Origin of the sequence: Nocardia sp. NPDC057227 (assembly GCF_042669725.1) — a bacterium.
GTDB lineage: Bacteria > Actinomycetota > Actinomycetes > Mycobacteriales > Mycobacteriaceae > Nocardia > Nocardia asteroides_A.
The window spans coordinates 64,222-86,962 of record NZ_JBHUXA010000016.1; the positions used below are offsets into that span (position 1 = coordinate 64,222).

The 22,741-nt window shown below is 71.9% G+C and carries 20 protein-coding genes and 1 pseudogene; 11 read left to right on the top strand and 10 right to left on the bottom strand.

The features are described 5' to 3' along the window. Positions 1 to 36: 36 nt before the first annotated feature. Positions 37 to 786 (top strand): TetR/AcrR family transcriptional regulator, encoded by a 750-nt coding sequence (locus ACFUJ1_RS21955; RefSeq protein WP_378648279.1) that lies wholly within the window; start codon positions 37 to 39, stop codon positions 784 to 786. A gap of 391 nt (positions 787 to 1,177) precedes the next feature. Here ACFUJ1_RS21955 and ACFUJ1_RS21960 read toward each other — a convergent pair whose 3' ends face one another. The 6 genes from ACFUJ1_RS21960 to ACFUJ1_RS21985 all read right to left on the bottom strand — a co-directional run bounded on the left by ACFUJ1_RS21960 (position 1,178) and on the right by ACFUJ1_RS21985 (position 9,262). Continuing rightward, on the bottom strand, positions 1,178 to 3,013 hold the full coding sequence (locus tag ACFUJ1_RS21960; RefSeq protein WP_378648281.1) for an acyclic terpene utilization AtuA family protein: 1,836 nt from the start codon (positions 3,011 to 3,013) through the stop codon (positions 1,178 to 1,180). Beyond that, positions 3,010 to 3,810: a TIGR03084 family metal-binding protein gene (locus tag ACFUJ1_RS21965; protein WP_378648283.1), complete on the bottom strand. Its 801-nt coding sequence runs from the start codon at positions 3,808 to 3,810 to the stop codon at positions 3,010 to 3,012. Before ACFUJ1_RS21965 ends, ACFUJ1_RS21960 begins: the two co-directional genes overlap by 4 nt. Further along, positions 3,810 to 4,571 carry an enoyl-CoA hydratase/isomerase family protein gene (locus tag ACFUJ1_RS21970; protein ID WP_378648285.1) on the bottom strand — a complete coding sequence of 254 codons (762 nt, stop codon included), beginning with the start codon at positions 4,569 to 4,571 and terminating at the stop codon, positions 3,810 to 3,812. The genes ACFUJ1_RS21965 and ACFUJ1_RS21970 overlap by 1 nt, the downstream gene beginning before the upstream one ends. Further along, positions 4,568 to 6,562 carry an acetyl/propionyl/methylcrotonyl-CoA carboxylase subunit alpha gene (locus ACFUJ1_RS21975; RefSeq protein ID WP_378648286.1) on the bottom strand — a complete coding sequence of 665 codons (1,995 nt, stop codon included), beginning with the start codon at positions 6,560 to 6,562 and terminating at the stop codon, positions 4,568 to 4,570. The genes ACFUJ1_RS21970 and ACFUJ1_RS21975 overlap by 4 nt, the downstream gene beginning before the upstream one ends. Positions 6,563 to 6,570: 8 nt before the next feature. Beyond that, positions 6,571 to 8,169: an acyl-CoA carboxylase subunit beta gene (locus ACFUJ1_RS21980; RefSeq protein WP_378648288.1), complete on the bottom strand. Its 1,599-nt coding sequence runs from the start codon at positions 8,167 to 8,169 to the stop codon at positions 6,571 to 6,573. An 85-nt stretch (positions 8,170 to 8,254) separates the two neighbouring features. Beyond that, entirely contained in the window at positions 8,255 to 9,262 is a 1,008-nt protein-coding gene (locus tag ACFUJ1_RS21985; RefSeq protein WP_378648290.1) for an NAD(P)H-dependent flavin oxidoreductase, read from the bottom strand. 187 nt (positions 9,263 to 9,449) lie between these two features. Between ACFUJ1_RS21985 and ACFUJ1_RS21990 the strand changes: the two genes are divergently transcribed. Both ACFUJ1_RS21990 and ACFUJ1_RS21995 read left to right on the top strand, forming a co-directional pair. Beyond that, positions 9,450 to 10,418, top strand: a complete 969-nt coding sequence (locus ACFUJ1_RS21990) for a LuxR C-terminal-related transcriptional regulator (protein ID WP_378648291.1) — start codon at positions 9,450 to 9,452, stop codon at positions 10,416 to 10,418. An 11-nt stretch (positions 10,419 to 10,429) separates the two neighbouring features. Further along, a complete protein-coding gene (locus ACFUJ1_RS21995; RefSeq protein ID WP_378648293.1) occupies positions 10,430 to 11,587 on the top strand; it encodes a LuxR C-terminal-related transcriptional regulator in 1,158 nt (385 codons plus the stop codon). A gap of 40 nt (positions 11,588 to 11,627) precedes the next feature. Here the strand turns inward: ACFUJ1_RS21995 and ACFUJ1_RS22000 are convergent, their stop codons facing one another. Then, the gene (locus ACFUJ1_RS22000; protein WP_378648295.1) at positions 11,628 to 12,866 is read right to left on the bottom strand and encodes an acyl-CoA dehydrogenase family protein; all 1,239 of its coding nucleotides are present in this window, start codon (positions 12,864 to 12,866) and stop codon (positions 11,628 to 11,630) included. A 237-nt stretch (positions 12,867 to 13,103) separates the two neighbouring features. Here ACFUJ1_RS22000 and ACFUJ1_RS22005 point away from each other — a divergent pair, with 237 nt between their 5' ends. The 6 genes from ACFUJ1_RS22005 to ACFUJ1_RS22030 are packed head-to-tail and all read left to right on the top strand — an operon-like array spanning position 13,104 to position 18,291. Beyond that, the gene (locus ACFUJ1_RS22005; protein ID WP_378648297.1) at positions 13,104 to 13,556 is read left to right on the top strand and encodes a ketosteroid isomerase-related protein; all 453 of its coding nucleotides are present in this window, start codon (positions 13,104 to 13,106) and stop codon (positions 13,554 to 13,556) included. Between the two features lie 31 nt (positions 13,557 to 13,587). Then, positions 13,588 to 14,091: a ketosteroid isomerase-related protein gene (locus tag ACFUJ1_RS22010; RefSeq protein ID WP_378648299.1), complete on the top strand. Its 504-nt coding sequence runs from the start codon at positions 13,588 to 13,590 to the stop codon at positions 14,089 to 14,091. Position 14,092: 1 nt separating this feature from the next. Continuing rightward, positions 14,093 to 15,655 (top strand): AMP-binding protein, encoded by a 1,563-nt coding sequence (locus tag ACFUJ1_RS22015; RefSeq protein ID WP_378648301.1) that lies wholly within the window; start codon positions 14,093 to 14,095, stop codon positions 15,653 to 15,655. 31 nt (positions 15,656 to 15,686) lie between these two features. Beyond that, complete coding sequence (locus ACFUJ1_RS22020) at positions 15,687 to 17,192, top strand: aldehyde dehydrogenase family protein (protein WP_378648303.1); 1,506 nt, start codon at positions 15,687 to 15,689, stop codon at positions 17,190 to 17,192. After that, entirely contained in the window at positions 17,192 to 17,806 is a 615-nt protein-coding gene (locus ACFUJ1_RS22025) for a hypothetical protein (protein WP_378648305.1), read from the top strand. The genes ACFUJ1_RS22020 and ACFUJ1_RS22025 overlap by 1 nt, the downstream gene beginning before the upstream one ends. After that, on the top strand, positions 17,788 to 18,291 hold the full coding sequence (locus ACFUJ1_RS22030; protein WP_378648307.1) for a flavin reductase family protein: 504 nt from the start codon (positions 17,788 to 17,790) through the stop codon (positions 18,289 to 18,291). Before ACFUJ1_RS22025 ends, ACFUJ1_RS22030 begins: the two co-directional genes overlap by 19 nt. Here ACFUJ1_RS22030 and ACFUJ1_RS22035 read toward each other — a convergent pair. Further along, complete coding sequence (locus ACFUJ1_RS22035; RefSeq protein WP_378648466.1) at positions 18,281 to 18,895, bottom strand: TetR/AcrR family transcriptional regulator; 615 nt, start codon at positions 18,893 to 18,895, stop codon at positions 18,281 to 18,283. The genes ACFUJ1_RS22030 and ACFUJ1_RS22035 overlap by 11 nt on opposite strands. A 77-nt stretch (positions 18,896 to 18,972) precedes the next feature. On the opposite strand from ACFUJ1_RS22035, the gene ACFUJ1_RS22040 reads away from it, so the two are divergent. After that, on the top strand, positions 18,973 to 20,010 hold the full coding sequence (locus ACFUJ1_RS22040) for a TIGR03617 family F420-dependent LLM class oxidoreductase (protein WP_378648309.1): 1,038 nt from the start codon (positions 18,973 to 18,975) through the stop codon (positions 20,008 to 20,010). A 14-nt stretch (positions 20,011 to 20,024) separates the two neighbouring features. Then, on the top strand, positions 20,025 to 21,176 hold the full coding sequence (locus ACFUJ1_RS22045) for an acyl-CoA dehydrogenase family protein (RefSeq protein ID WP_378648311.1): 1,152 nt from the start codon (positions 20,025 to 20,027) through the stop codon (positions 21,174 to 21,176). A 15-nt stretch (positions 21,177 to 21,191) separates the two neighbouring features. Here the strand turns inward: ACFUJ1_RS22045 and ACFUJ1_RS22050 are convergent. Together ACFUJ1_RS22050 and ACFUJ1_RS22055 are read right to left on the bottom strand one after the other, a co-directional pair. After that, positions 21,192 to 21,514, bottom strand: a pseudogene (locus ACFUJ1_RS22050) (transposase); the annotation flags it as partial. An 84-nt stretch (positions 21,515 to 21,598) separates the two neighbouring features. Then, positions 21,599 to 22,735, bottom strand: coding sequence for an amidohydrolase family protein (locus ACFUJ1_RS22055; protein ID WP_378648313.1), 1,137 nt, complete (start codon positions 22,733 to 22,735; stop codon positions 21,599 to 21,601). Positions 22,736 to 22,741: the final 6 nt, after the last annotated feature.

Genomic DNA, 22,741 nt, shown 5'->3' on the forward strand with positions numbered 1-22,741 from the left:
CACTGTAATATACAACGCATAGATAGGAGTCGGGCGATGGCGAAGCGAACCGGCGTCGATGAGCTGAAGCTCCTCGGCCTGCTGTGGAGGGAGACGCCCGCGGGCACCCGCAGCGGGATCAGCAAGCAGGGCATCACCACCCTGGCCGTGCACCTTGCCGACACGGAAGGCATTGACGCGGTCACCATTCGCCGCCTCGCCGCGGAGGCTGGAGTGACCGCGATGGCGCTCTACCCGCACATCGGTGGCCGCGCGGAACTCATCGAGCTCATGCTCGATCACGTCGCGGGCTCGACTTACGCGAAGACCGGGGTGCCCGACGATGCGGACTGGCGCGCGCGGATCTCTGCGATCGCCGATGCCAACTGGACGAGTTGTCAGAAGCACCCGTGGATCACCGACGCTGCTCCGGGTCGACCCGTGCCGGGCCCCGGCACGTCGGCCAAGTACGAGGCCGAACTGCGCGCACTCGACGACGTCGGCCTGACCGACATAGAGATGGACCACACGCTGACAGCGCTCGTCTCACTGGTACACGGCACAGCCAGAGCCACCATCGCGACTCAGCGATCACGCGAACCCGACGAGCAGAACGACACAGGATGGTGGGCGAACATCGAGCCCGCGCTGACCAGTGCTATCGGCAGTACCACACGGTTCCCCACCGCTTCGCGAGTCTCGCGGGCGGTCGGTGAGGCGACCGGAAAGGCCAACGACCCGGAGGGCGCCTACCGTCGGGGAGTGGCCCTATTCATCGAAGGGCTCTCCAATCACGTACGAGACTGATCCCGGGCCGGGATGGCGCAGGAAGTCCTCAGCGGTGGTAGGGGCCGGGATCGTCGTTGATGAAGGGCTGGTCACCATTGCCGTCGATAGGCCCCGGAGAAACCGTCGCCCCGACACGATCCGGCCTCGCCGCGGGCAGCTACCAGGTGGAGTTGAACCGTCAGCGGCGCCGGCCGTATCGTCGCGGCGCTCCGAGCTGCCATCGGCGAACTCGCCCCGGGGTGGACCGGCTTCGCCCGCGCCGCTCCACGGCGGAGCTGACCCGGCGTCCCGGGCCGCTGCGTCGGCTGCCCGCCGCGCTGCCGGTGCGCACCTCCGCTGATGCGCCGAGCGTGCGGTGAACTGGCGCCTGCGCGCCGAGCCAGTCCTCGATCGGTGTGCCCGGACGCGGTCAGCTTCCCGCGCGGTGGAGCGGTGCGGCCGCCGTGAGGGCGGTGTGCCCGACCGGCTCGAGCAGAACCTCGGGAATGTCGGTGTGCACCGCCCGCACGAACTCGCCGAGCCCCTTGGCCTGCGGGTCGGTCCTGGTGCAGGAGGCGACGCCTTCGCCGAGGAAGCCGACGATCACGAAGTTGAGCGCGCGCAGGTTCGCGAATTCGTAGCGGCGGATCTCGTAGCCGGCGGCTTCCGGGACGAGCGCGCGGAAGCGCTCGGTGCTCAGGTGGGCGCGGAGCCATTTCCAGCGCCGGTCGGTGTCGGTCCACAGCCCCACGTTGGCCTTGCCGCCCTTGTCCCCGGAGCGGGCCGCGACGATCGCGCCGAGCGGTGCGCGGGTACGCGGCCCGAAGTCCGTCGGCGTCCCGTCCGGTTCGGGAGCCGGCGCGACCACGCCGGTCCAGCGGTCGTCGGTGTGCGGGCAGTGCGGGACGGCTTCCCAGGAGCCGTCGGCGTGGACGACGACGTGGGTGACCTCGGTGGCGGGGACGGTCGTCGGCCAGTAGACCCCGAACTCGGTGGCGGAGGTGGGCGGGGTGGTCGTGTGGAAACCGGCGTACCCGCCGACGAAGAGTTCGAGCACGGCGTCGGAGAAGGCCCGGTCGACCGGAGCGCGGTCGCGGTGTTTGACGGTGATCCGCAGGTGCGCGGTGGCCTCGGCGAAGCACGTGGGATCCGGGCGGTCGTAGCGCAGCAGCTGGATGTCGACGTCGTCGAACTGCTCGACGCCACCGAGGGTGTCGAGGAGCAGATCGGTGGCCCAGCGCGCCTTTTCCTCGATGTCGAGGCCGGTGAGCACCATCGTCATGGTGTTGCGGTAGCCGCCGATGCGGTTCATGGCCACCTTGAGCAGCGCGGGCGGCGGGCTGCCGGTGGTGCCGGAGACCCGCACCCGGCCGGGGCCGTCCTGGGTGACGGTGAGGGCGTCGAAGCGGGCGACGACGTCGGGGTTGGGGTAGATCGGTGAGTCCACCTCGTAGAGCAGCTGCGCGATCACCGTTCCGGGGGAGACCAGCCCGCCGGTGCCCGGGTGCTTGGTGATGACGAAGCTGCCGTCCGCGGCGAGCTCGGCGATCGGGGAGCCGGGGAAGCGGCGGTCGGTGATCTCGGGCAGGTTCGCGTAGTTTCCGCCGGTGGCCTGGGGACCGCACTCGATGATGTGCCCGGCGGCGACCGCACCGGCCAGCGCGTCGAAATCGGTGCGCGCCCAGCCGTGCCACCAGGCGCCGGCGCCGACGACGAGGGCCGCGTCGGTGACCCGGGGCGCGATCACGACGTCGGCGCCGTGCGTGAGAGCGGCGGCGATGCCCCAGCCGCCGAGATAGGCGTTGGCCGAGACCGGTTCGCTGCCCGCGTCGGCGAGCGCGCGGCCGGTGTCCAGATTGCGGAACGGGTACTCCGCGCGCAGCTCGGCCAGCCGGGGCATGAGGTCGTCGCCCTCGACGTGCGCGACCCGCAGGTTCAGGCCCTGTTCGGCGATGATCTCCCTGATGTGCGCCGCCATCCCGGCCGGGTCCAGACCGCCGGCGTTCACGACGACCTTGATGCCGCGTTCGGCGCACCGCCGGGCGACGCGCGCGAACTGGCGGGGGAAGGTGCGCGCGTAGCCGGCGCCGGTGGGTTTGCGGGCTGCCTTCCAGAGGATGAGCATGGTCAGCTCGGCGAGGTAGTCCCCGGTGACCACATCGATCTCGCCGCCCTCGACCAGATCCTCGAGGGCGGAGAAGCGGTCGCCGTAGAACGCCGAGGCATTGCCGATGCGGACCGGGCGGCGCGGCGCGGTGGTGGTCATGATCGTCCTCCGGTGGGTGGGCGGCCGGGGCCGGGGGCGCCGGCGAAGGCCTGGGCGATCGCCGTCCAGGAGCGCGCCACGGGGCCGGTAATGGTGAGCGCGGTGTCGAGGGGGTGGCGGCGCTGGGTGACGACGAGGGCGAAATCCTCGGCCGGGCCGGTGATCCGGTCGGTCGCGTCGTCCGGGCCCCAGCTCCAGGTGGCACCGGCGTCCGGTGCGGTGAGCTCGACCCGCACCGGCGTCCGCGGGACGTCGAGTCCGCGCAGCGCGTGGCTGAAGCCGAAGGTCGAGACGCCGAGGTGGCAGATGCTGCGCAGCCCGCGCCCGATCGGCTGCGTGGCACCGATGGTGTCGTAGATGTCGCGGCCGTGGGCCCAGGTCTCCATGAGCCGGGCGGTGACCGAGGAGGCGACGCTCATGGGCGGCCCGAACCACGGCAGCCTGCGGCGGGGGTCCTGCTCGGCGAAGGCGGTCAGCAGGTGCCGTCGCGAGGTGGTGAACCAGTCGACGAGCTCCGCGACCGGCATCTCGCGGTTGTCGGCGGCGACCAGGTCAGGGAAGTCGTCCCCGCGCGCGACCAGCCGGGCCGCGTCGATCTCGAACAGGGTGGGGTCGGCCAGTGCCAGCACCGCGCAGTCGTCGAAGTAGGCCAGGTGCGAGACCTGGTCGCGCACCGCCCAGCCCGCTGCCGGGGTCGGCTGCTCCCACTGCGGTTCGTTGAGGCCGGCCAGCGTCTCGGTGAGCCGGTCGGTTTCCCAGGCGAGATCGCCGAGCAGCGCCGGAAAGTCGAGTCCCATCAGTGCCCCCGCCAGACCGGGGTGCGCTTCTCCACGAAGGCGCGCATTCCCTCCTGCGCGTCCCCGGAGGTGTAGACCGGGGCCCAGAGCTGCTCGGCCTCGTCGAATGCCGCGCTGAGCGGGAGTTCGGCGGTCAGCCCCGCGGTGCGCTTGCCCGCCAGCACCGACAGCGGCGCGTTCCCGGCGATCTGGGCGGCGAGCTCGCCGGCGACCTCGAGCAGCCGGTCCGGTTCGGCGAGCCGGTTCACGAAGCCGATGTCGTACGCGCGGTCGGCGGTCAGCGGCCGCCCGGTGAGCAGCAGCTCCATCGCGATCCGGCGCGGGATCATCTGGGCGAGCGGCGCCGCCCACGGCGCGCCCCTGCCGACCCGCACCTCGGAGATGGCGAAGGTCGCGGTGGTGGCGGCGACACACAGGTCGCAGCTCTGCGCCAGCAGGAAGCCACCGGCGAAGGCGGCGCCGTTCACCGCGGCGATGGTCGGTTTGTCCACCTGGATATTGCGGCCGAACTGGGGCACGTAGTCCGGCGGCGGGATGGTCAGCCCCTCCGCCGACATCTCGGCGAGGTCGCCGCCCGCGCAGAACGCCTTCGTGCCGCTGCCGGTGAGCACCAGCACCCGGGCGTCGTCGTCGGCGGCGAAGCGCCGCGCGCCCTCGAAGAGCCCCGCTCGGACCTCCCGGTTCAGGCTGTTGCGGGCCTCGGGGCGGTCGATCGTCAGCCAGGCGATGCCGTCGCGCAGCTCGTAGCGGACCGCGGTCACGACGCCGCCTCCTCGACCTCGACCACGGCGAGGATCTGCCCGGCGTCGACCTGGGCCGCGGCGGTCACCGGGATCTTCACCACGATGCCGTCGGCCGGGGCGCGCACCGTGTGCTCCATCTTCATGGCCTCGAGCACCAGCACCGGGTCGCCGGAGCGGACCCGGTCACCCTCGCCGACCTCGATCCGGACCACGGTGCCCGGCATAGGGGCGAGCAGCGAGCCCGCCTCGTCGGGGTCGGCGGGCTCGGGGAACCGGTCGACCTCGCGCAGCGCGGTGGAGCCGAGCGGGCTGTCGACGTACCAGTTCGCGCCGTCGCGGACGAGCCGATAGACCCGGCGCACGCCGTCGATCTCCGCGTCGACCTCGGTGCCGGAGGCCGCGAGAACGGTCACCGGCCCCGGCTGCCACTCGTCCACGGTGGCCTCCACCCGATCCCGGTGCACCCGGTAGCCGACGTTCAGGGTGGTCTCGCCCGCGGCGAAGGCGATCGACTGCGGCGCGCTGTAGAGGGTGCGCCAGCCGGAGGGCAGCCCGCCGAGCACCGGCGCCTGTCCGCGCCGCTGCGCCTGCCCGGCCACGGCCGCGACCAGGGCGTGCACCCGGACCGATGCCGCGCTCGCCGCGGCGGTCTCGGCGAGCGCGCCCGCGCCGCGGCGTTCCAGCCAGCCGGTATCGATGGTCCCTGCCCGGAACTCGGGGTCGCGCAGGATGCCGATCAGCAGGTCGCGATTGGTGGTGACGCCGTGCACGGTGGTCTCGCGCAGTGCCCGCGCCAGCAGATCGCAGGCCTCGTCGCGGGTGGCGCCGTGCGCGATCACCTTGGCCAGCATCGGGTCGTAGTAGGTGCTCACCGTCTGCCCGGAGACGAAGCCGGAATCGACCCGCAGGCCGGGCAGCTCCGGGAACCGCAGGGTGCTGAGCCGACCGGAGACCGGGACGAAACCGGCCGCGACGTCCTCGGCGTAGAGCCGCACCTCGACCGCGTGGCCCCGCGAGCCGGCCGCGGCCACCTCGGGCGGCAGCGGCTCGCCCGCGGCGACCAGCAGCTGCGCGCGGACCAGGTCGGTGCCGGTCACGAGCTCGGTCACCGGGTGCTCCACCTGCAGCCGGGTGTTCACCTCGAGGAAGTAGAACGCGCCGTCCGGCGCCATGACGAACTCGACCGTGCCCGCGCCGGTGTAGGACAGCGCCTCGCCCGCCGCGATCGCGGCCCGGCCCAGCTCGGCGCGCAACTCCGCGTGCACGACCGGGGAGGGGGATTCCTCGACGATCTTCTGGTAGCGGCGCTGGATCGAACATTCCCGCTCGCCGAGATGTACCACCGCGCCCGAGCTGTCGCCGAAGATCTGCACCTCGATGTGGCGCGGTGACTCGACGAACTTCTCCAGGAACACGGTGCCGTCCCCGAAGGCCGATGCGGCCTCGCGGGTCGCGCTGCGCACCGCCTCGGCCAGCTCGCCGGGGCCGGTGACGATCCGCATGCCCCGTCCACCGCCGCCGAAGGCGGCCTTGACCAGGATCGGGAAGCCGATGCCTGCGGCGGCCGCGGCCAACTCGCCGGGGTCGTCGCCGGTGACCGTGGCACCGGGAAGCACCGGGACCCCGGCGGCGGCCATGATCTCCTTGGCCTCGATCTTGGAGCCCATCGCGGCGATGGCGGCGGGCGACGGCCCGACGAACACCACCCCGGCCGCCGCGCAGGCACGGGCGAAATCGGCGTTCTCGGAGAGGAAGCCGTAGCCGGGGTGCACGGCGTCGGCGCCGGTGCGGCGGGCCGCGTCCAGCACCAGATCGGTGCGCAGGTAGGTCTCGGCGGGAGTCGACCCGGGCAGCCGGACCGCCTCGTCGGCGGCGTGCACGTGCGGGGCGTCGCGATCGGGGTCGGAGTAGAGCGCGACGGTCGCGATATCCATGGTGCGCGCGGTGCGCATGATGCGCGCGGCGATCTCGCCGCGGTTGGCGACGAGGAGTGTGCGGAGAACAGGCATCGAGGACCTCACATCCGGAAGACGCCGAAGCCACGGCGGCCGGTGACGGGGGCGGAATGGACGGCCGAGAGGGTCATGCCGAGCACGGCGCGGGTGTCGCGGGGATCGATGACGCCGTCGTCGTAGAGCCGCGCGGAGACGTAGAACGAGTGCGACTCGTCGGTGATCTGCCGCTCGATCTCGGCGGTGCGCCTGGCGTCGGCCTCGGTGTCGAATTCGCGCCCGGCCGCGTCCGCGGCCGCCCGGCCGACGATGGAGAGCACCCCGGCCAGCTGCTGGGCGCCCATCACCGCGAGCTTGGCGCCGACCCAGCTGAACATGAAGCGGGGATCGAAGGCGCGCCCCGACATGCCGTAGTTCCCGGCGCCGAAGGAGCCGCCCATATTGATCGTGATGTGCGGGACGGTGCTGTTGGTGACGGCATTGATCATCTTCGCGCCGTCCTTGATGATCCCGCCCTGCTCGTACTCGGTGCCGACCATGAAGCCGGTGACGTTCTGCAGGAAGATCAGCGGCGTGTCGGTCTGGTTGGCCAGCAGGATGAACTCGGTGGACTTCTTCGACTCCGCGCTGAACAGCACACCGCGGGTATTGGCCAGGATGCCGACCGGGAAGCCGTGCACGGTGGCCCAGCCGGTGGCGATGCTGGTGCCCCACAGCGGCTTGTACTCCGAGAAACGCGAGCCGTCGGCGATCCGCGCGATCACCTCGCGGGGATCGAAGGGCACCCGGGAATCCGCGGAGGCGATGCCGAGGAGTTCGGCGGGATCGTAGCGGGGCTCCTCGACCTCGGGGGCGGGGCCGGGGCCGTGCTTGTGCCAGTTCAGGTGTGCGACGATGTCGCGCCCGATGCGGATGGCGTCGCGCTCGTCGACGGCGAAGTGATCGGCCAGCCCGGAGACCCGCGCGTGCATCTCGGCGCCGCCGAGCGCCTCGCTGTCGGCGTCCTCGCCGGTGGCCATCTTGACCAGCGGCGGGCCGCCGAGGAAGACCTTCGCGGCCTTGTCAACCAGCACGGCGTGGTCGCACATGCCGGGCACGTACGCCCCGCCCGCGGTGGCATTGCCGAAGACCAGGGCGACGCTCGGGATGCCGAGCCCCGACAGCTCGGTGAGCTCGTGGAAGATGCGCCCGGCATTGACGAACAGGTCGGCCTGGGTCGGCAGATCGGCGCCGCCGGACTCCACCAGGTACACCACCGGGAGCCGGTTGATCCTGGCGATCTCCAGCGCGCGCAGATTCTTGCGCAGCGTATAGGGATTCATGGTGCCGCCGCGCACCGTCGGATCGTGCGCGATCACCATGCACTCCACGCCGGAGATCACGCCGATGCCGGTCACGATCGCGGCGCCGACCTGGAACTCGGTGCCCCACGCAGCGAGCGCGGACAACTCGAGGAACGGGGAGTCGCGGTCGACCAGCAGCTCGATGCGCTCGCGGGCGAGCAGCTTGCCGCGGCTGCGGTGCCGCTCGGCGTAGCGCGCGCCGCCGCCGGCGGCGACCAGTGCGAGCTGCTCGTCGAGCTCGGCCACCGCGGCGGCCTGGCCCCGCTGATTGTCGAGGTAGGTGGTCGAGGAGGTGTCGACCCGCGATTCGAGGACAGGCATCAGCCCCGCCTTTCGGGTGTGCTCGGAAAGGGTGACGGTGGCGCGTGGGCCCAGCGCCGCAGTTAGTGAATGGCGATACACTAACTCACGCGGAGTGCTCCGGGAAACCCCCGGTGACCGGGGAATCGGAGTTCGTCCCGCCTGCGTGCGATCGACTGCCCCTGATGGGGAGCGGGGCGTCCTTCCAATGGGGGATACCGGTCGCCGCGCGGTACTCGGCGGCCAGCGCCGCGACCACCTCGGCGACCGGGCTGACCCCGGTGACGGCGCCGACGCCGTGGCCCGCGCTCCACGCGGCGCGGTTGCGCAGCAGCCGGTCCTGGGCGAATCCGGCATCGGCGGGGTCGTCGGCGCCTGCGCTGTCCAGCCACGCGGCGAGCAGGCTCGCGGGAATCCCGCCCACCCGGTCGGACAGCCGCACCTCGTCCATCGAGGAGGCGACGACGGCGCCCCGGTAGGCCGGGTCGGCGAGGCTCTCCGGTGTGGCGATGAACCGGGTGCCGAGGTGCACCAGGTCGGCGCCGAGGGTCAGCGCCGCCGCCATGGCCACCCCGTCGGTGATCCCGCCCGCGAGCACGAGCGGGCCGTCGAAGCGGGCGCGGACCGCGCGGACGAACGCGAAGGGGTTCGCCCAGCCGGTCTGCCCCCCGGCCCCGGCGGTGAGCAGCACCAGCCCGTCGGCGCCGACGGCGAGCGCGCGCTCGGCGTGCGCCAGATTCGCCACGTCGGCGAAGACCAGGCAGCCGATGTCGTGCAGCGGCCCGATCACCGGAGCAGGCGAACCGACGCTGGTCACGACGATCTCTACGCGATGCCGGAGCAGGCACGCGAGATCGGTGGCGAGCCGGGCATTGCTGCGGTGCACCACCAGGTTCGGTGCGACGGGTGCCGCGTCGAGCCCCGCCAGCGCGGCGGCGATCTCCGTCAGCCAGCCGTCCAGTTCCCGCTCGTCGGCGGCGTTGTGGGTGGGAAACGAGCCGATGACCCCGGCGGCAGCGGCGGCGGTGACGAGGCCGGGGCCGGAGACCGCGGTCATGGGGGCGGCGATGGCCGGGATGGTGAGCCGTTCGGTCAGGGGGGCGGGAAGCGGCACGATGCTCCTCTAGTGAATCTGATAGTGAACCATGAATCACTAAGCGTAGGTATTTTCACGAACGAACGGGATGCAACGGCTTGACACGGTGATGTGGATCACTGCAAGGTGTGGTGAGTGAATCGCGCGACACAACGGGCGGGCGGCTGTGCCGCTCGGGGGTAGCCCGGAGAAGGGCACTGGGGCAATGACGGCAGCGGCCGGCAATCATCCATCGGGCGGGCTCGGGTCCGCGCTCGACCGGATCGCAGTGGCGCGGTCCGAGTCCGATCTTCTCTGCGGTCAGGGAGATTTACGGCCCCACCGGCTTCCCGCGGCGTTCGCGCGGCTGCGAGCACTGGGCGACACCGCCGAGCTGCTGGCCGCGGTACCGGCCGAGCTGTGCGCGGCGGGCGGTTTCGACCGCGCTCTCATCGCCGGGGTCGACGGCTCGGCCTGGCGTCCGCTGCGCTGGCACCGCCTCGGCGGCGACGTCGCCGCCCCGCCGGGCACCGTCGTCGCGCTGGCCTCCCCGCTGCTGGAGGCGGAGGTGGTCCGCCGCAGGCTGCCCGCGCTCGTGACCGACGCCGCCGCGGAGCCGCGCGCGCACCGCGCGCTCGTCCGGCTGGTCAGGACCGGGGAGTACGTGGTGGCGCCGATCGTCGCCGAGGACACGGTGATCGCGCTGCTGCACGCCGACACCGCGGTCACGGGCCGCCCGCTCACCGTCGTGGACCGCGAGACCCTGCGCCGCTTCGCCGACACCGTGGGGGTGATCTACGAGCGCCTGGCGCTGGCCGAGCGCATCGACCGGCAGCGGGCGGAGTTCGAGGCGGCCACCGTCGCGCTGGCGGACATGTTCACCGCGCACCCGTCGCGGGCGCTGCCCGGACCCGCGGTGCGCGGCGCGGTGGCGGTGCCGCACGGCGCGCTCGCCGCCCGCCGCGGCGCATCGCCGGGAGCGCAGGGCGGTCCACCGCTCACCGAGCGGGAGCGGGAGGTGATGGGGCTGCTCGTCGCCGGCGCCACCAACGCGCAGATCGCGGCGCGGCTCACCGTCGCCGAGAGCACGGTCAAATCCCACGTGAAGCACATCCTGCACAAGTTGGGTGCACCCAACCGGGCGGGCGCGATCGCGCGCTACGTGCAGGCGACGAGGTACGAACGGAGCGCGTGATGGTGGTATCGATGGCCGCTGACCCCGCGGTCGGCGCGGCGACGGTCCGCGCGCGGAGCGCCCAGCGGCGCGCGGACGAGCTGGCCGCCACGCTCGCGCTGCTGCGCCGGGCGGTGCTGCGCGAATGCGGCGACGCCGTGCTCCCCGATCCCCGCACCGACGGCGCGTGGCGCGCCGCGGAGACCGTCTCGGTGCTGGTCCACCGCTGCCAGGCGGCGCTGCGCGATATCCCGGCGGACCAGGAGCAGCGGGCCGAGCGGGTGTGTGGGCTGGTGCTCGACCTGCAGCGGCTGGCGCTCGACCTCTACCTGCACGACACCGCGCAGCGCAGCGGCAGGCTGGCCGACTGCGCGGCCGGGCTGAACCGGCTGCGTTCGGTCCCCGACCCGGCCGCGCTGCTCGACCTCGCCTGCGGGGAGATCGTGCTGCGCTGCGGTTTTCAGCGGGTGGTGCTCTCCCGGGTCGGGGTGCGGAGCTGGAGCCCGTGGCTGTCGCACTTCGCCGCCGACGCCGGGGCGGGCTCCTGGATCACGGAGTGGATCGACCAGCAGATCCCGCTCGAGCCGACCGCCCCGGAGGCGCGGCTGCTGACCGACCGGCGGGCATCGCTGGTCCAGGACACCGCCAGCGCCGGGGTGTACCGGCCGATCATCGTCGACGCCGGACACTCGCGCTCCTACGTGGTCGCCCCGGTCCTGCACGGCGACGAGGTGGTGGGCATAGTGCACGCCGACCACCACCCCTCGGCGCGCCGGGCCGACGAGACCGACCGGGACATCCTCTGGGCCTTCACCGACGGCTTCGGGCACCTCTACGAGCGCACCGTCCTGCTGGATCGGCTGCGCAGCCGGCGTGATCACGCGCGGGAGCTGGTGGGCGCCGCCGTGCGCCGGATGGACGAACTCTGCGAGACCGGCACCGTGCTGGCCCGCGACAACGACCGGGAGGGCGCCGCGGGCACGGCGCCGGGGGCACATCCGGAATCCGGGCTCACCGTCCGGGAAGCCGAGGTGCTGCGGTTGATGGCCGACGGCCGGACCAACCGCGCCATCGCCGATCGCCTGGTGATCACCGAGGGCACCGTGAAATCACACGTCAAGCACATTCTGCGGAAACTGGGCGCGGTGAACCGGGCGCAGGCGATCGCCTGGTCGCTGGCGCGCGGATGACGGCGGTGGGCTCCGCCGGGAGGCCGAGCCCACCGAACGGTCAGTCCTGCGCGCGCGCCGACTGCAGCAGGAACTGCCCGATGTAGGTGCGCGACTGGTCGGCATTGAGCGGCTGGAACATCGAGGCCGCCGAATCCCGGTAGAGCCGCTCGAAGATCGCGCCCTTCCGGAACGAGGAGCCGCCGACCAGGCTCATCGCGTGCCTGGTCATGTGCAGCACATTGTCGGCGATGAAGGTCTTCGCCAGCCCGATGTAGGGGAAGCGGAGCTCGGCGGGCCACTCGGCGTCCCGGCCGGAGATGACCTCTTCGCAGGTGCGGTAGAGGACCCGGCGGCTGAGCTCGACGCGGGAGGCCAGGTCGCCGACGCCGTCGATGATGTGCCCGACCCCCGCCACCTCGGTGTCGGCGGCGACGATCGCGCCGAAGGTCGCGCCGAGGCGCTTCTTCGCCAGCGCCGCGACCGCCTCCTCCAGGACGCGCTGCTGCATCCCGAGGTAGATGCTGGCGAACATCAGCGACGCCCACTCCAGCACGCCGAAGGCGCCGGTGCGCCACTGACAGATGAAGCCGTCGGCGGGCACGTAGTAGCCGTCGAAGTGGATGGTCTGGGTGCCGGTGGCGTGCATACCCAGTGCGTCCCAGGTCTTCTCGATCCGCAGCCCGTCACCGTTGCCGTCGGCATCGACGGTGAAGTCACCGATGAAGAAGCTCTCCGCAGCGACCCGCGCCTCGAAGTCCTCGGGCAGATTGCCGTCGGCGTCGGTGATGGTGGCGTTGGTGGTGATGATGTCGGCGGCCTCGCACAGCGTGCCCCAGGTCTTCTTGCCGTAGAGCCGCCAGCCGCCATCGGGCTGCGGCACCGCCTTCATGTCGGCGAGCCCGCTGAAGCCGGCGCGCTGCTCGGAGAAGGGACCGAACACCAGCTCGCCGTCGGCGACCCGGCCCAGCCAGTACTTGTTCTGCTCCTCGCTCATCAGGCTGCCCGCGATGCCGACCATGATGTAGTGCATGTTGTAGGCGAGGGTGATCGCCGAATCACCCCGCGACAGCTCGGTGATGATCTTCGAGGCGTGCAGCAGGCTGCCGCCTGCGCCGCCGAATTCCTTGGGTACCGGCAGCGCCCCCAGCCCGGACTTCTTGAATACCTCGATGGAGGGCACGGCGAAGGTGTTCTCGGCGTCGTAGCGCGGCCCGATTTCCCGGAAGAATTGCGACACCTCCTGCGCCGTGCGGAAGTAGGGCTCGAAATCCTCGTCGGTCAGGTCGTGTTTCAGCACGGGGGTCTCCTCTTGTTCGTATCGGCGGTAGCGAGTCTGGTCGGTGGCGGACGTCCCGCGCGCCTCCCGAAAGAGGGATTCGCACCCGGCGAGGGGGAGAAGGCGGGGTGCGGGGCACGGCGCCCCTCCCCCCTTCGAGCAGTGGTTTTCCCCCGTCAGGAGGTCGTGGGCCCGGCCGGGGGAGCCATACCGTGAAGACCGGGATCATTATTCGTTCGATCACGAAGGAGAGTGGCTGTGAGTCATTTCTTTGCCGTCAAATGGCTGAAGGCATTCCGGGAGAGCCCCGAAGCGGTCGTCGCGCTCTACGCCGACGAATTCCTCTTCGAGGACCCCATTCTCGGACAGCGGATCACCTCGAAAGAGGAGCTGCTGCGCATTTTCGCGCCCTACGCCAACAAGGACACCGAAAACGGGATCGGTATCAACAATTTCCGGATCGACGAGGTGATCGGCGACGAGCACTCGGCGGTGTACCGCTGGACCTGGGACGCCCCCACCGCCACCGCCTTCGTCGGCATCCCGGCCGGCGGCAAGGTGCCCGGCAGCCGCGGCCTGACCTTCCACGTCTACGACGCCGACGGCCGGATCACCAAGGAGGCCAGCCTCTGGGACGTGGCCACCGCGGTCGCCGAACTCGGCCAGCCGATCACCCCGCGCGCGGTCGCCACGCTGCCCGTGCCCGCCTGAACACCGTACCGACGGAAGGGAACCAACGACGATGACCGACCATCAGACCCACGCCAGGCGCTGGGCCTCGGCGCTGATCACCGATACCGCCACCGCGCTCGACCTCTACGCCGACGACCTCGTCTTCGACGACCACCGCGACCGCGACCACGTGCTCGACACCGCCATCACCAAGGACGAGCTCGCGCCCCGCCTGGCCGTCTACAGCAACCGCGACAACGCCAACGGCGCCGGCATCCACGAGTTCCGGGTGGACGAGAGCTACCCGCTCCCCGGCGTGAACGGCCTCCCCTCCGTGGTGATCCTCTGGAGCTGGACCGGCGAGAGACTCGACAGCTACCGCGGCGTCCCGGCCGGTGGCCGCACGCTCACCACCCGCGGCATCACCTGGCACCAGCTCGATGCGCTGGGCCGGATCACCCGCGAGGTGACCTACTGGAACGACACCCCCGTGCTGCAGGAGCTGGGTATCCCGATCATCACCCCCGAGTACTGGGTGGAGGGCTTCGATCCCGCCACGCTCGCGGGCGCCTGACATGTGGGGCACGTTGCCGGACGTCCTGGACCGGGCCTGCACCTACTACGCCGGCAATACCGCGGTGATCGACGGCGACCGCTCGATCACCTACCGCGAGCTGGAGCAGTGGCGCAACCGCGTGGCCAACGGGCTGCGCTCGCTCGGGGTGCGCAAGGGCGAGCGGATCGGGCTGCTGCTCCCGAACAGCCTCGAGTTCATCCCGACCCAGCACGGGATCTGGGCGGCCGGCGGCGTGCTCGTCCAGATGCCCGCGCGCGCCCCCGCGGAGGGCTTCCGCAGCAACCTCGCGCAGACCGAGGCGACGACGCTGATCTACGACGCGCAGTTCGAAGACCGGGTCGCCGGGCTGCGGGAGCAGCTTCCGGCGCTGCGGCACGTGATCCGGGTCGGCGGCGACGCGCCGCTGCCCGACGGCGTGCTCGACTACGCCGCGGCCTTCGACACGCAGCCCACCGACCGCCCCGAGGTCGGGCTGCACGAGGACGACGAGGCGTACGTGCTGTTCACCTCCGGCAGCACCGGTGACCCGAAGGGTGTGGTGAACTCCCACTTCACCTGGGGCCACTACAGCATCACGGCGGGGCTGGAGATCGGTGACATCCGCTTCGGCGAGCGGTTCGCGCACGGCGCGCCGCTGACTCATTTCACCCAGATCTTCGTGCTGCCCACCTTCCTGCGCGGCGGCACCAACATCATGCTGCCCGGCCTCGACGTCGACGTGCTGCTCGAAGCGGTCGAGGAGCAGGGGGTCACCGCCACCGCGGTCGTCCCGACGATCGTGTACCTGCTGCTCGATCACCCGCGCCGCGCCGAGTACGACCTGAGCTCGCTGCGGACGATGATCTACGCGGGTGCCCCGATCGCTCCCGAGCGGCTGCGCGAGGCACTGAAGATCTTCGGGCCGATCTTCGTGCAGACCTACGCGGGCACCGAGCCGGGCTACGTCTCCTGCCTGCGCAAGAACGAGCACCGCCCCGACGACCCGGCCTGGGCCGGGCGGCTCGCCTCGGCGGGCAGGCCGATGTTCCAGGTGCGGGTCTCGATCCAGGACGAGCAGGACCGTCCGCTGCCCGTCGGCGAGGTGGGGGAGATCTGCTCGCGCCAGCTCGGCCAGATGCTCGGTTACCTCGACCCGGCCCGGAATGCCGACGCGCTGCGCGACGGCTGGGTGCACACCGGCGATATCGGCCACCTCGACGCCGACGGCTTCCTCTACCTCGTCGACCGCAAGAAGGACATGGTCGTCAGCGGCGGCTTCAACGTCTTCCCGCGCCAGGTCGAGGATGCGCTGGCGACCCACCCGGCCGTCGCGCAGTCGGCGGTCTTCGGTGTGCCGCACGAGAAGTGGGGCGAGGCCGTGCACGCGGTGGTGGTGCGCAAGCCGGGCGCCGAGGTCGCCGAGACGGCGCTCGTCGAGCACGTGAAGGCCGCGCTCGGCAGCGTGCCCGCCCCCAAGTCGATCACCTTCGCCGATGCCATCCCGGTCAACCCGGCGGGCAAGGCCGACAAGAAGGCGCTGCGCGCACCGTACTGGCAGGGCCGCACCCGCCAGATCGGCTGACCCCCCCATCCATCCCGCTCAGGAGAACACCATGACCACCCCGCACTACTCGCTCTACATCGACGGCAAATGGGTCGACACCGGCGACGTCTACGAGATCCGCAGCCCGGCTACCGAGGAGCTGGTGGCCACCGTCGCCCGCGGCGGCGTCGCCGAGGCCGATCGGGCCGTGGCCGCCGCGCTCGCCGCGCATCGGGACGGACAGTGGCGCCGCACCTCCCCGCAGCAGCGCGCCGCGCTCCTACATGACGTCGCGGGCAGGCTCGCCGCCCGCACCGACGAACTCGCCGCGCTGCAGTCGAGGGAGAACGGCGCCACCATCCGGATCACCGGCGCCCTGCACATCGGGCTCTCGGCCGCGCAGCTGCAGTACCTGGCCGCGCTGGCCGAGGACTACCCGTGGGAGACCGAGGGCCCGCAGATCGGCCCGGTACCCGCCGCCGCGGGGCTGGTGCGGCGCGAGCCGCTGGGCGTGGTCGCGGCGATCGTGCCGTGGAACATCCCGCTGCTCACCATCGTCTGGAAGATCGCCCCCGCGCTGGCCGCGGGCAACACCGTCGTGCTCAAGCCCGACGAGCACGCCCCGCTGCTCGCGCTGGAGCTGGCGCGCGAATTCGAGGCGGCCGGGCTGCCGCCGGGGGTGCTCAACGTGGTCACCGGCGACGGCGACCCGGTGGGCGCGCACCTGAGCGGCCACCCCGACGTGCGCAAGGTTGCCTTCACCGGCTCTACCGTGGTGGGCAAAGCCATCCTGCGCCAGTCCGCGGACACCGTGCGCCGGGTGACCTTGGAACTCGGCGGCAAGGGCGCCAACATCCTGCTCGACGACGCCGACCTCGATATCGCCGTCGACGGCGCGCTCTTCGCGTGCATGGCCAACAACGGCCAGGCGTGCGAGGCGGGAACCCGGCTACTTGTCCCCGCGCAGCGCCACGACGAGGTGGTGCGCCGGCTGGTCGAGCGCGGCTCGACCCTGGTGCTCGGCGATCCGCTGAGCCCGGGAACCCATGTCGGGCCGATCATCTCGGCCGAGCAGCGGGACCGCATCCTCGACTACTTCCGGATCGCGGCCGAGGAGGGCGCGTTCGCGGCGCTCGGCGGGCGCGCCCCGGAGGGCGACGGCTTCGACCGCGGCTTCTGGATCGAGCCCACCGTCTTCACCGGCGTCACCAACGACATGCGGATCGCCAGGGAGGAGGTGTTCGGCCCGGTGCTGACGGTGCTCCGCTACGACACCGTCGACGAGGCCGTCGCCATCGCCAACGACACCCCCTACGGCCTCTCGGCCGGGGTGTGGGGTGGGGAGGAGCAGGCGCTCGAGGTGGCCCGCAGGCTGGAGGCGGGCATGGTGTGGGTCAACGACTGGCACGTCATCCACCCGGCCTACCCGTTCGGCGGTTACAAGGAGAGCGGCCTCGGCCGCGAGGGCGGCCCGCACGCCCTCGACGAGTACACCGAGCAGAAGTTCGTCTCGCTCGACCGCTCCGGCGGGATCGCGAACCGGGCCTTCGCGATCGTCATCGACCCGGCCGGCTGATGAGCGCCGCGCCGCCGGTGGCCCGGACGCCCCGGATCGTGGTCGAGCTGCGGGTGGCCGGGGGAGCCCCCGACCTCGTCGAGCTGACCGTCGCCCCGCGGCGCGAGATCGTCCGGGTCCGGGCGGCCGACGTCTCCGCGGTTCCGCGCGCGTGTGCCGCGGCGCGCGCGGAAGCGGTGGCACGCACGGAAGCGGCGGCACGCACGGAAGGAGCGGCGCATGCGGAAGCGGCGGCGCGCGGGCCCGGCGTGAGCATCCTGGTCGAGCTGGCGGTCCTGCTAGCCGCCGGCACCGGCGCGGCGCGACAGCGGCTGGCCGAGCTGGAGCGCGCCGGGCGCTGGATCCCGCCCGGCCTCCGCTACCTGGGCACCCCGGCCGGACTGGCCGGGCTGATCACCGATCTGCGCTATGTCGCGGGCGTCGACGGGGTGCTGCTGCGCCCGATCTCGATCACCGACGTCGCAGGCCCGCTCGCCATCGGCACGGTGCCCGCGCTCGAACAGCTCGGCGTCCGGATCGCACCCGGCGCCGTGCGGCGATTGCGCCCGGCCGCCGCGCCGCGGCGCACCGTCCCCGCACCCCGAAAGGAGCAACCATGTCCCACACCACCGTGAGCGCGGAGGACTACCGCGCCGCCATGCGCCAGCACGCCGCGGGGGTCACCATCGTGACGCTGGATTCCCCCCGCGGCCCGGTCGGCTTCACCGCGACCTCGTTCGCCTCGCTGTCGCTGCAACCGCCGCTGGTCAGCTTCAACATCACCTGCACCTCGTCCAGCATCGACGCGCTGCGCGGCGCGGAATCGGTGGTAGTGCACCTGCTCGGCGCCCACCAGCGGGACCTGGCGGGCCGCTTCGCGCGCAGCGCCGAGCACAGGTTCGCCGACGCCGCGGGCTGGAGGAGGCTCGCCACCGGCGAGCCGGTGCTGCACGACACCCCCATCTGGCTGCGGGGCGCGTTGGAACGGCTGATCCCGGCCGGTGATTCGGTGCTGGCGATCGTGCACGTGCTCGAACTGCACGGCGTCGACAGCGAGGCGGTGGCGCCGCTGCTGTACCACGGCGGGCGCTGGTCGGCCGCGGTCGCGCTCACCGACTGACGTGGCCGGGCAGCCCGAGCACGGCCCTGGCCGCTGCAGTGAGCAGCTCGCGGAGCCTGCCGCCGGGGAGCCCGCTGTTGTGGAACAGGGTCGACTGGATCGCGCCGATCGCCGCGTGCACCAGCGCCCGCGCGTCGGAGTCGGTGAGGTCGGTGCGCAGCTCGTCGAGCACGTGCACCCACTCCTCGACGTACAGGCGCTGCTTGCGGCGCAGCCGGCGCTGGTCGGCGGCGGGCAGGTTGTGGATCTCGTTGTGGTAGACCTGCGCGAGTTCGCGCTGCGCCACCACGAACTCCACCTGACCGGCGATGAGCTGGTCGAGCATCCCGCCGAGCTCGCCGACGGCCTCCACGATCTGCTCCTCGTCACGCAGCAGCTCGTCGATGGCGTGGTCGAAGAGCGCGACCAGCACCGCCGACTTACTCGGGAAGTGCCGGTAGATCCCGGAGCCGGTGATCCCGGCCGCACCGCCGATATCGGCCATCGACACCGCGTGGAAGCCGTTGCGCGCCACCAGGTCCGCGGCGGCGCCGAGGATCTTCGACTTGCGCTCCGGATCCCGGACCCGGGCGGGCGCCGCGGTGCTCCGCTGCTCGCTGATGATCGGCCTCCTGACCAGCTCGGGAACAGCTAGTTATTCATGATTCACCAACGTGGAAGTGTATCGGACGGGAGAACGTGATGCGGATCGACGGCAATATCGGCGGCACGGTGGACGGAACCGGCGGCGCCGAGCTCACGGAGCTCGATACCCAGGTCGACGCCGCCGAGTGCGCCGGATTCGACGGCGTCTGGACCACCGAGGTCGGCCGCGACCCGTTCCTGCCGCTGGCGCTCGCCGCACGCCGGAATCCCCGGCTGCAGCTGGGCACCGCCGTCGCCGTCGCCTTCGCGCGCAACCCGATGACCGTCGCCGCGACCGCCAACGACCTGCACCACCTGAGCGGCGGACGGTTCACGCTCGGCCTCGGCTCGCAGGTGAAGGCGCACATCACCCGGCGCTTCGGCATGCCCTGGTCCAGCCCGGCCGAGCGGATGCGGGAGTTCGTCGCCGCGGTCCGCGCGATCTGGGTGAGCTGGGCCACCGGAACCACGCTCAACTTTCACGGCGACTTCTACGAGCACACGCTGATGACCCCGATGTTCACCCCGCCGCCCAACCCGTGGGGGACACCACCCATCCTGGTGGCGGCGGTGGGGGCGCGGATGACGGCGGCCGCGGCCGAGTCCGCCGATGGGCTGATCGTGCACGGCTTCACCTCGCAGCGGTATCTGACCGAGGTCACCACCGCCGCGGTCCTGCGCGGGCTGGCCGAGTCCGGGCGCGAGCGCGGTGATTTCACCGTGAGCTACCCGGGGCTGGTGGCGACCGGCGACGACGAGCGCTCCTTCGCCGCGGCCCGCGCCGCGGTGCGGGAACAGATCGCCTTCTACGCCGCCACCCCCGCCTACCGCGGCGTTCTCGACCTGCACGGCTGGGGCGATCTGCACGTCGAACTGCACCGGCTCGCCGGGCTGGGGCGCTGGAGCGCCATGACCGGCCTCGTCGACGACACCGTGCTCGGCACCTTCGCCGTGGTCGGCGAGCCTGCCGCGGCGGGCGCCGAGATCGCGCGCCGCTTCGGCGGCCTGGTCGACCGCTTCACCCTCTACACCCCGTATCCGATCAGCGACGCCGCCCGGCGCGGCGTCATCACCGCGGTGCGCGGCGCCGGGTGACCGAGGAGGACACCATGGATTTCACCGAACCGGCCGAGCACACCGCACTGCGCGCGGCGGTCGCGGGCATCGCCGGGACCTTCGGCGGCGAGTACTACGCCGCGAAGGCCGAAGCACGGGAGCCCACCACCGAACTGTGGCAGGCGCTCGGCCGCGGCGGCTACATCGGCATCAACCTGCCCGAGGAGCACGGTGGCGGCGGCGCCGGTCTGGCGGAGCTGGCGATCGTCTGCGAAGAGGTCGCCGGGGCGGGCTGCCCCCTGCTGCTGTTGCTGGTGTCGAGTGCGATCTCCGGGGAGGTGATCGCCCGGTTCGGCTCCGACGCCCAGCGCAAGACCTGGCTGCCCGCGCTGGCGAGTGGCGAGCGCAAGATCGTCTTCGCCATCACCGAGCCGGACGCGGGCTCCAACACCCATCGGCTCGCCACCACCGCCACCCCGTCCGGTGACGATTTCGTGCTCCGGGGGCAGAAGTACTACATCTCCGGGGTCGACGAGGCCGACGCGATCCTGGTGGTCGCCCGGACCGGAACGACCGAGGCGGGCTGCGCCGAGCTGTCGCTGTTCCTGGTCGACACCGACATCCCCGGGCTGCTCGCGCAGCGGCTCCCGGTCTCGGTGCTGTTGCCGGAGAAGCAGTTCACCGTCTTCCTCGACGAGGTGCGCGTGCCGCGCGATCGGCTCGTCGGCGTCCTCGGCGACGGCTTCCAGCAGGCGTTCCACGGACTCAATCCGGAGCGCATCACCGGGGCGGCGCTGTGCGTCGGGGCCGGGCGCTACGCACTGCGCAAGGGCGCCGACTACGCGCGCTCACGGACCGTGTGGAACGTCCCGATCGGCGCGCACCAGGGGGTCGCGCACTCGCTGGCCGAGGCGAAGATCGCGCTCGAGCAGGCCGCCCTGCTCACGGCGAAGGCCGCGTGGCTGCACGACCGGGAGTTGCCCGCAGGGGAGGCGGCGAACATGGCCAAGTACGCGGCGGCCGAGGCGGGGCTGGCCGCGGTGGACGCCGCGATCCAGATCCACGGCGGCAACGGCGTCGCCACCGAGTACGGATTGATCCCGCTCTGGGGGCTGGTGCGGCTACTGCGAATCGCGCCGGTCAATCGGGAAATGATCTTGAACTACGTGGCCCAGCACTCGCTCGGGCTGCCGCGTTCGTACTGACTCCGATGAGGAGACATCGCCGAGCGCGCTGAGCATCCGGTCATATTGCGCGTCAACGGATTCGGGATCGGCTCGGTCGGACACCGAGTGCAGCAGCGTGCGGACCCAGGGCCACGAGCTCTTCGGACACACCGACATCGGGTTCACGGTGTAGTGGGTTTGGCAGTGCGCGCCGGGCAGGGTGGCGCCGATCGCGGCCACGAGGCCGGCGTGGGCTCCGGAGCGCCCCCGCCCGGGCCGCGGGTGAACAGGTCGCGGAAGAACGCCGGCCAGTCGGCGCCGTCCTCGCCCGAGGTGACCTCGATTCCGAGGATCTCGCGGTAGCCCTCGACGGTGACCTGGTTGACGCGGCCGTTGGTGTGGTCGCCGTAACCGGCGCCGCGGACCGTGTACAGTGCACTGCTGGATCAATTACCTGTGTGTCAGCCGTTCACCGCTTCCGCGAGGCGGGGGAGTTGCCGCAGCGGGTTGTGGTGCTCCACCTCGATCCGCTGCTCGATGTCGAAGATCTCGCTGAGTCCAGGGGTGGGGTCGCGGTCGCCGGTCTGTGGCAGGGTGGCGGCGCTGAAGGGCCAGTCCGAGCCGAAGACGATGTGGTCGCGTCCGGTGACCGCGAGCACGCTCGCCATGGCGGCGGGGGAGCCGCTGAGCGCGGTGTCGTAGTAGAAGCGCGAGATCTGGTTCTTCATGTCCAGCACCGAGGGCTTGGGCAGCTCCTCCGGCCAGAGGTCGGCGAGCACGGTCTGGGAGGCGACGCTTATCCGGTGTGAGAGGAACGGCACGGTGCCGCCGGCGTGGGCGAGCTGGAACCGGATGCCGGGGTAGCGCTGGGTCAGGCCGGTGACCATCATCAGAGTGGCGGCGCGAGTGGTGTCGAAGGTGAACTCCTCGAGGAAGTCCGGCAGTGGCAGTTCGGGTTTGGCGTCGGCGGGGATGGCGGCGGGGTGCACGAACACATAGGCGCCGCGCTGGTTCAGGGCGATCATGAGCGGTTCGAAGCGCGGGTCTCCGAGGTAGACGCCGTTGTAGGCCGTGAGCAGCACCACGCCGTCCAGGTGCAGGGTGTCGAGGGCGTGGATCGTTTCCTCGATCGAGGCCGGGATGTCGGGCATGGGGAGCACGGCGAAGGCGCCGAAGCGGGTGGGGTGGGTGCGGAACAGGTCGGCGGCGTAGGTGTTGCAGTAGCGGGCCATGTCGGTGGCTTCGCGGCCGGACAGGTAGGACACGCCGGGGTCGGAGACCGAGAGCGCCTGGGCCTGGATGCCGTAGTAGTCCATGAATCCGATGGCTTCCTCCGGCGACCACTGCGGGGTGGGGTAGCCGCCGATGGTCACGTGGCCGTGCTCGAGCAGCGAGGCGCGGTAGTCCGGGGGCAGGAAGTGGGCGTGCAGGTCGATCCGGTAGGCGCCGGTGGGGGCGGGCTGTCTGCGGATCGGCGCCGCCTGGGCTGCGGGCATGCCGGTCGCGGCCAGGGTCGCGGCACCGAGGGTGCCCGCGGCGGCGCCGCCGAGCAGGCGGCGCCTGCTGGTCGTCCGGGAGGCGAAGGGACGGAGGGTCATCGAGTC

Bases quoted from the DNA above. Each gene is read 5' to 3' on its own strand.
- ACFUJ1_RS21955 (WP_378648279.1), top strand. From the start codon at position 37: ATGGCGAAGCGAACCGGCGTCGATGAGCTGAAGCTCCTCGGCCTGCTG.
- ACFUJ1_RS21960 (WP_378648281.1), bottom strand. From the start codon at position 3,013: ATGACCACCACCGCGCCGCGCCGCCCGGTCCGCATCGGCAATGCCTCG.
- ACFUJ1_RS21965 (WP_378648283.1), bottom strand. From the start codon at position 3,810: ATGGGACTCGACTTTCCGGCGCTGCTCGGCGATCTCGCCTGGGAAACC.
- ACFUJ1_RS21975 (WP_378648286.1), bottom strand. From the start codon at position 6,562: ATGCCTGTTCTCCGCACACTCCTCGTCGCCAACCGCGGCGAGATCGCC.
- ACFUJ1_RS21980 (WP_378648288.1), bottom strand. From the start codon at position 8,169: ATGCCTGTCCTCGAATCGCGGGTCGACACCTCCTCGACCACCTACCTC.
- ACFUJ1_RS21990 (WP_378648291.1), top strand. From the start codon at position 9,450: ATGACGGCAGCGGCCGGCAATCATCCATCGGGCGGGCTCGGGTCCGCG.
- ACFUJ1_RS21995 (WP_378648293.1), top strand. From the start codon at position 10,430: ATGGCCGCTGACCCCGCGGTCGGCGCGGCGACGGTCCGCGCGCGGAGC.
- ACFUJ1_RS22010 (WP_378648299.1), top strand. From the start codon at position 13,588: ATGACCGACCATCAGACCCACGCCAGGCGCTGGGCCTCGGCGCTGATC.
- ACFUJ1_RS22015 (WP_378648301.1), top strand. From the start codon at position 14,093: ATGTGGGGCACGTTGCCGGACGTCCTGGACCGGGCCTGCACCTACTAC.
- ACFUJ1_RS22020 (WP_378648303.1), top strand. From the start codon at position 15,687: ATGACCACCCCGCACTACTCGCTCTACATCGACGGCAAATGGGTCGAC.
- ACFUJ1_RS22025 (WP_378648305.1), top strand. From the start codon at position 17,192: ATGAGCGCCGCGCCGCCGGTGGCCCGGACGCCCCGGATCGTGGTCGAG.
- ACFUJ1_RS22030 (WP_378648307.1), top strand. From the start codon at position 17,788: ATGTCCCACACCACCGTGAGCGCGGAGGACTACCGCGCCGCCATGCGC.
- ACFUJ1_RS22040 (WP_378648309.1), top strand. From the start codon at position 18,973: ATGCGGATCGACGGCAATATCGGCGGCACGGTGGACGGAACCGGCGGC.
- ACFUJ1_RS22045 (WP_378648311.1), top strand. From the start codon at position 20,025: ATGGATTTCACCGAACCGGCCGAGCACACCGCACTGCGCGCGGCGGTC.
- ACFUJ1_RS22055 (WP_378648313.1), bottom strand. From the start codon at position 22,735: ATGACCCTCCGTCCCTTCGCCTCCCGGACGACCAGCAGGCGCCGCCTG.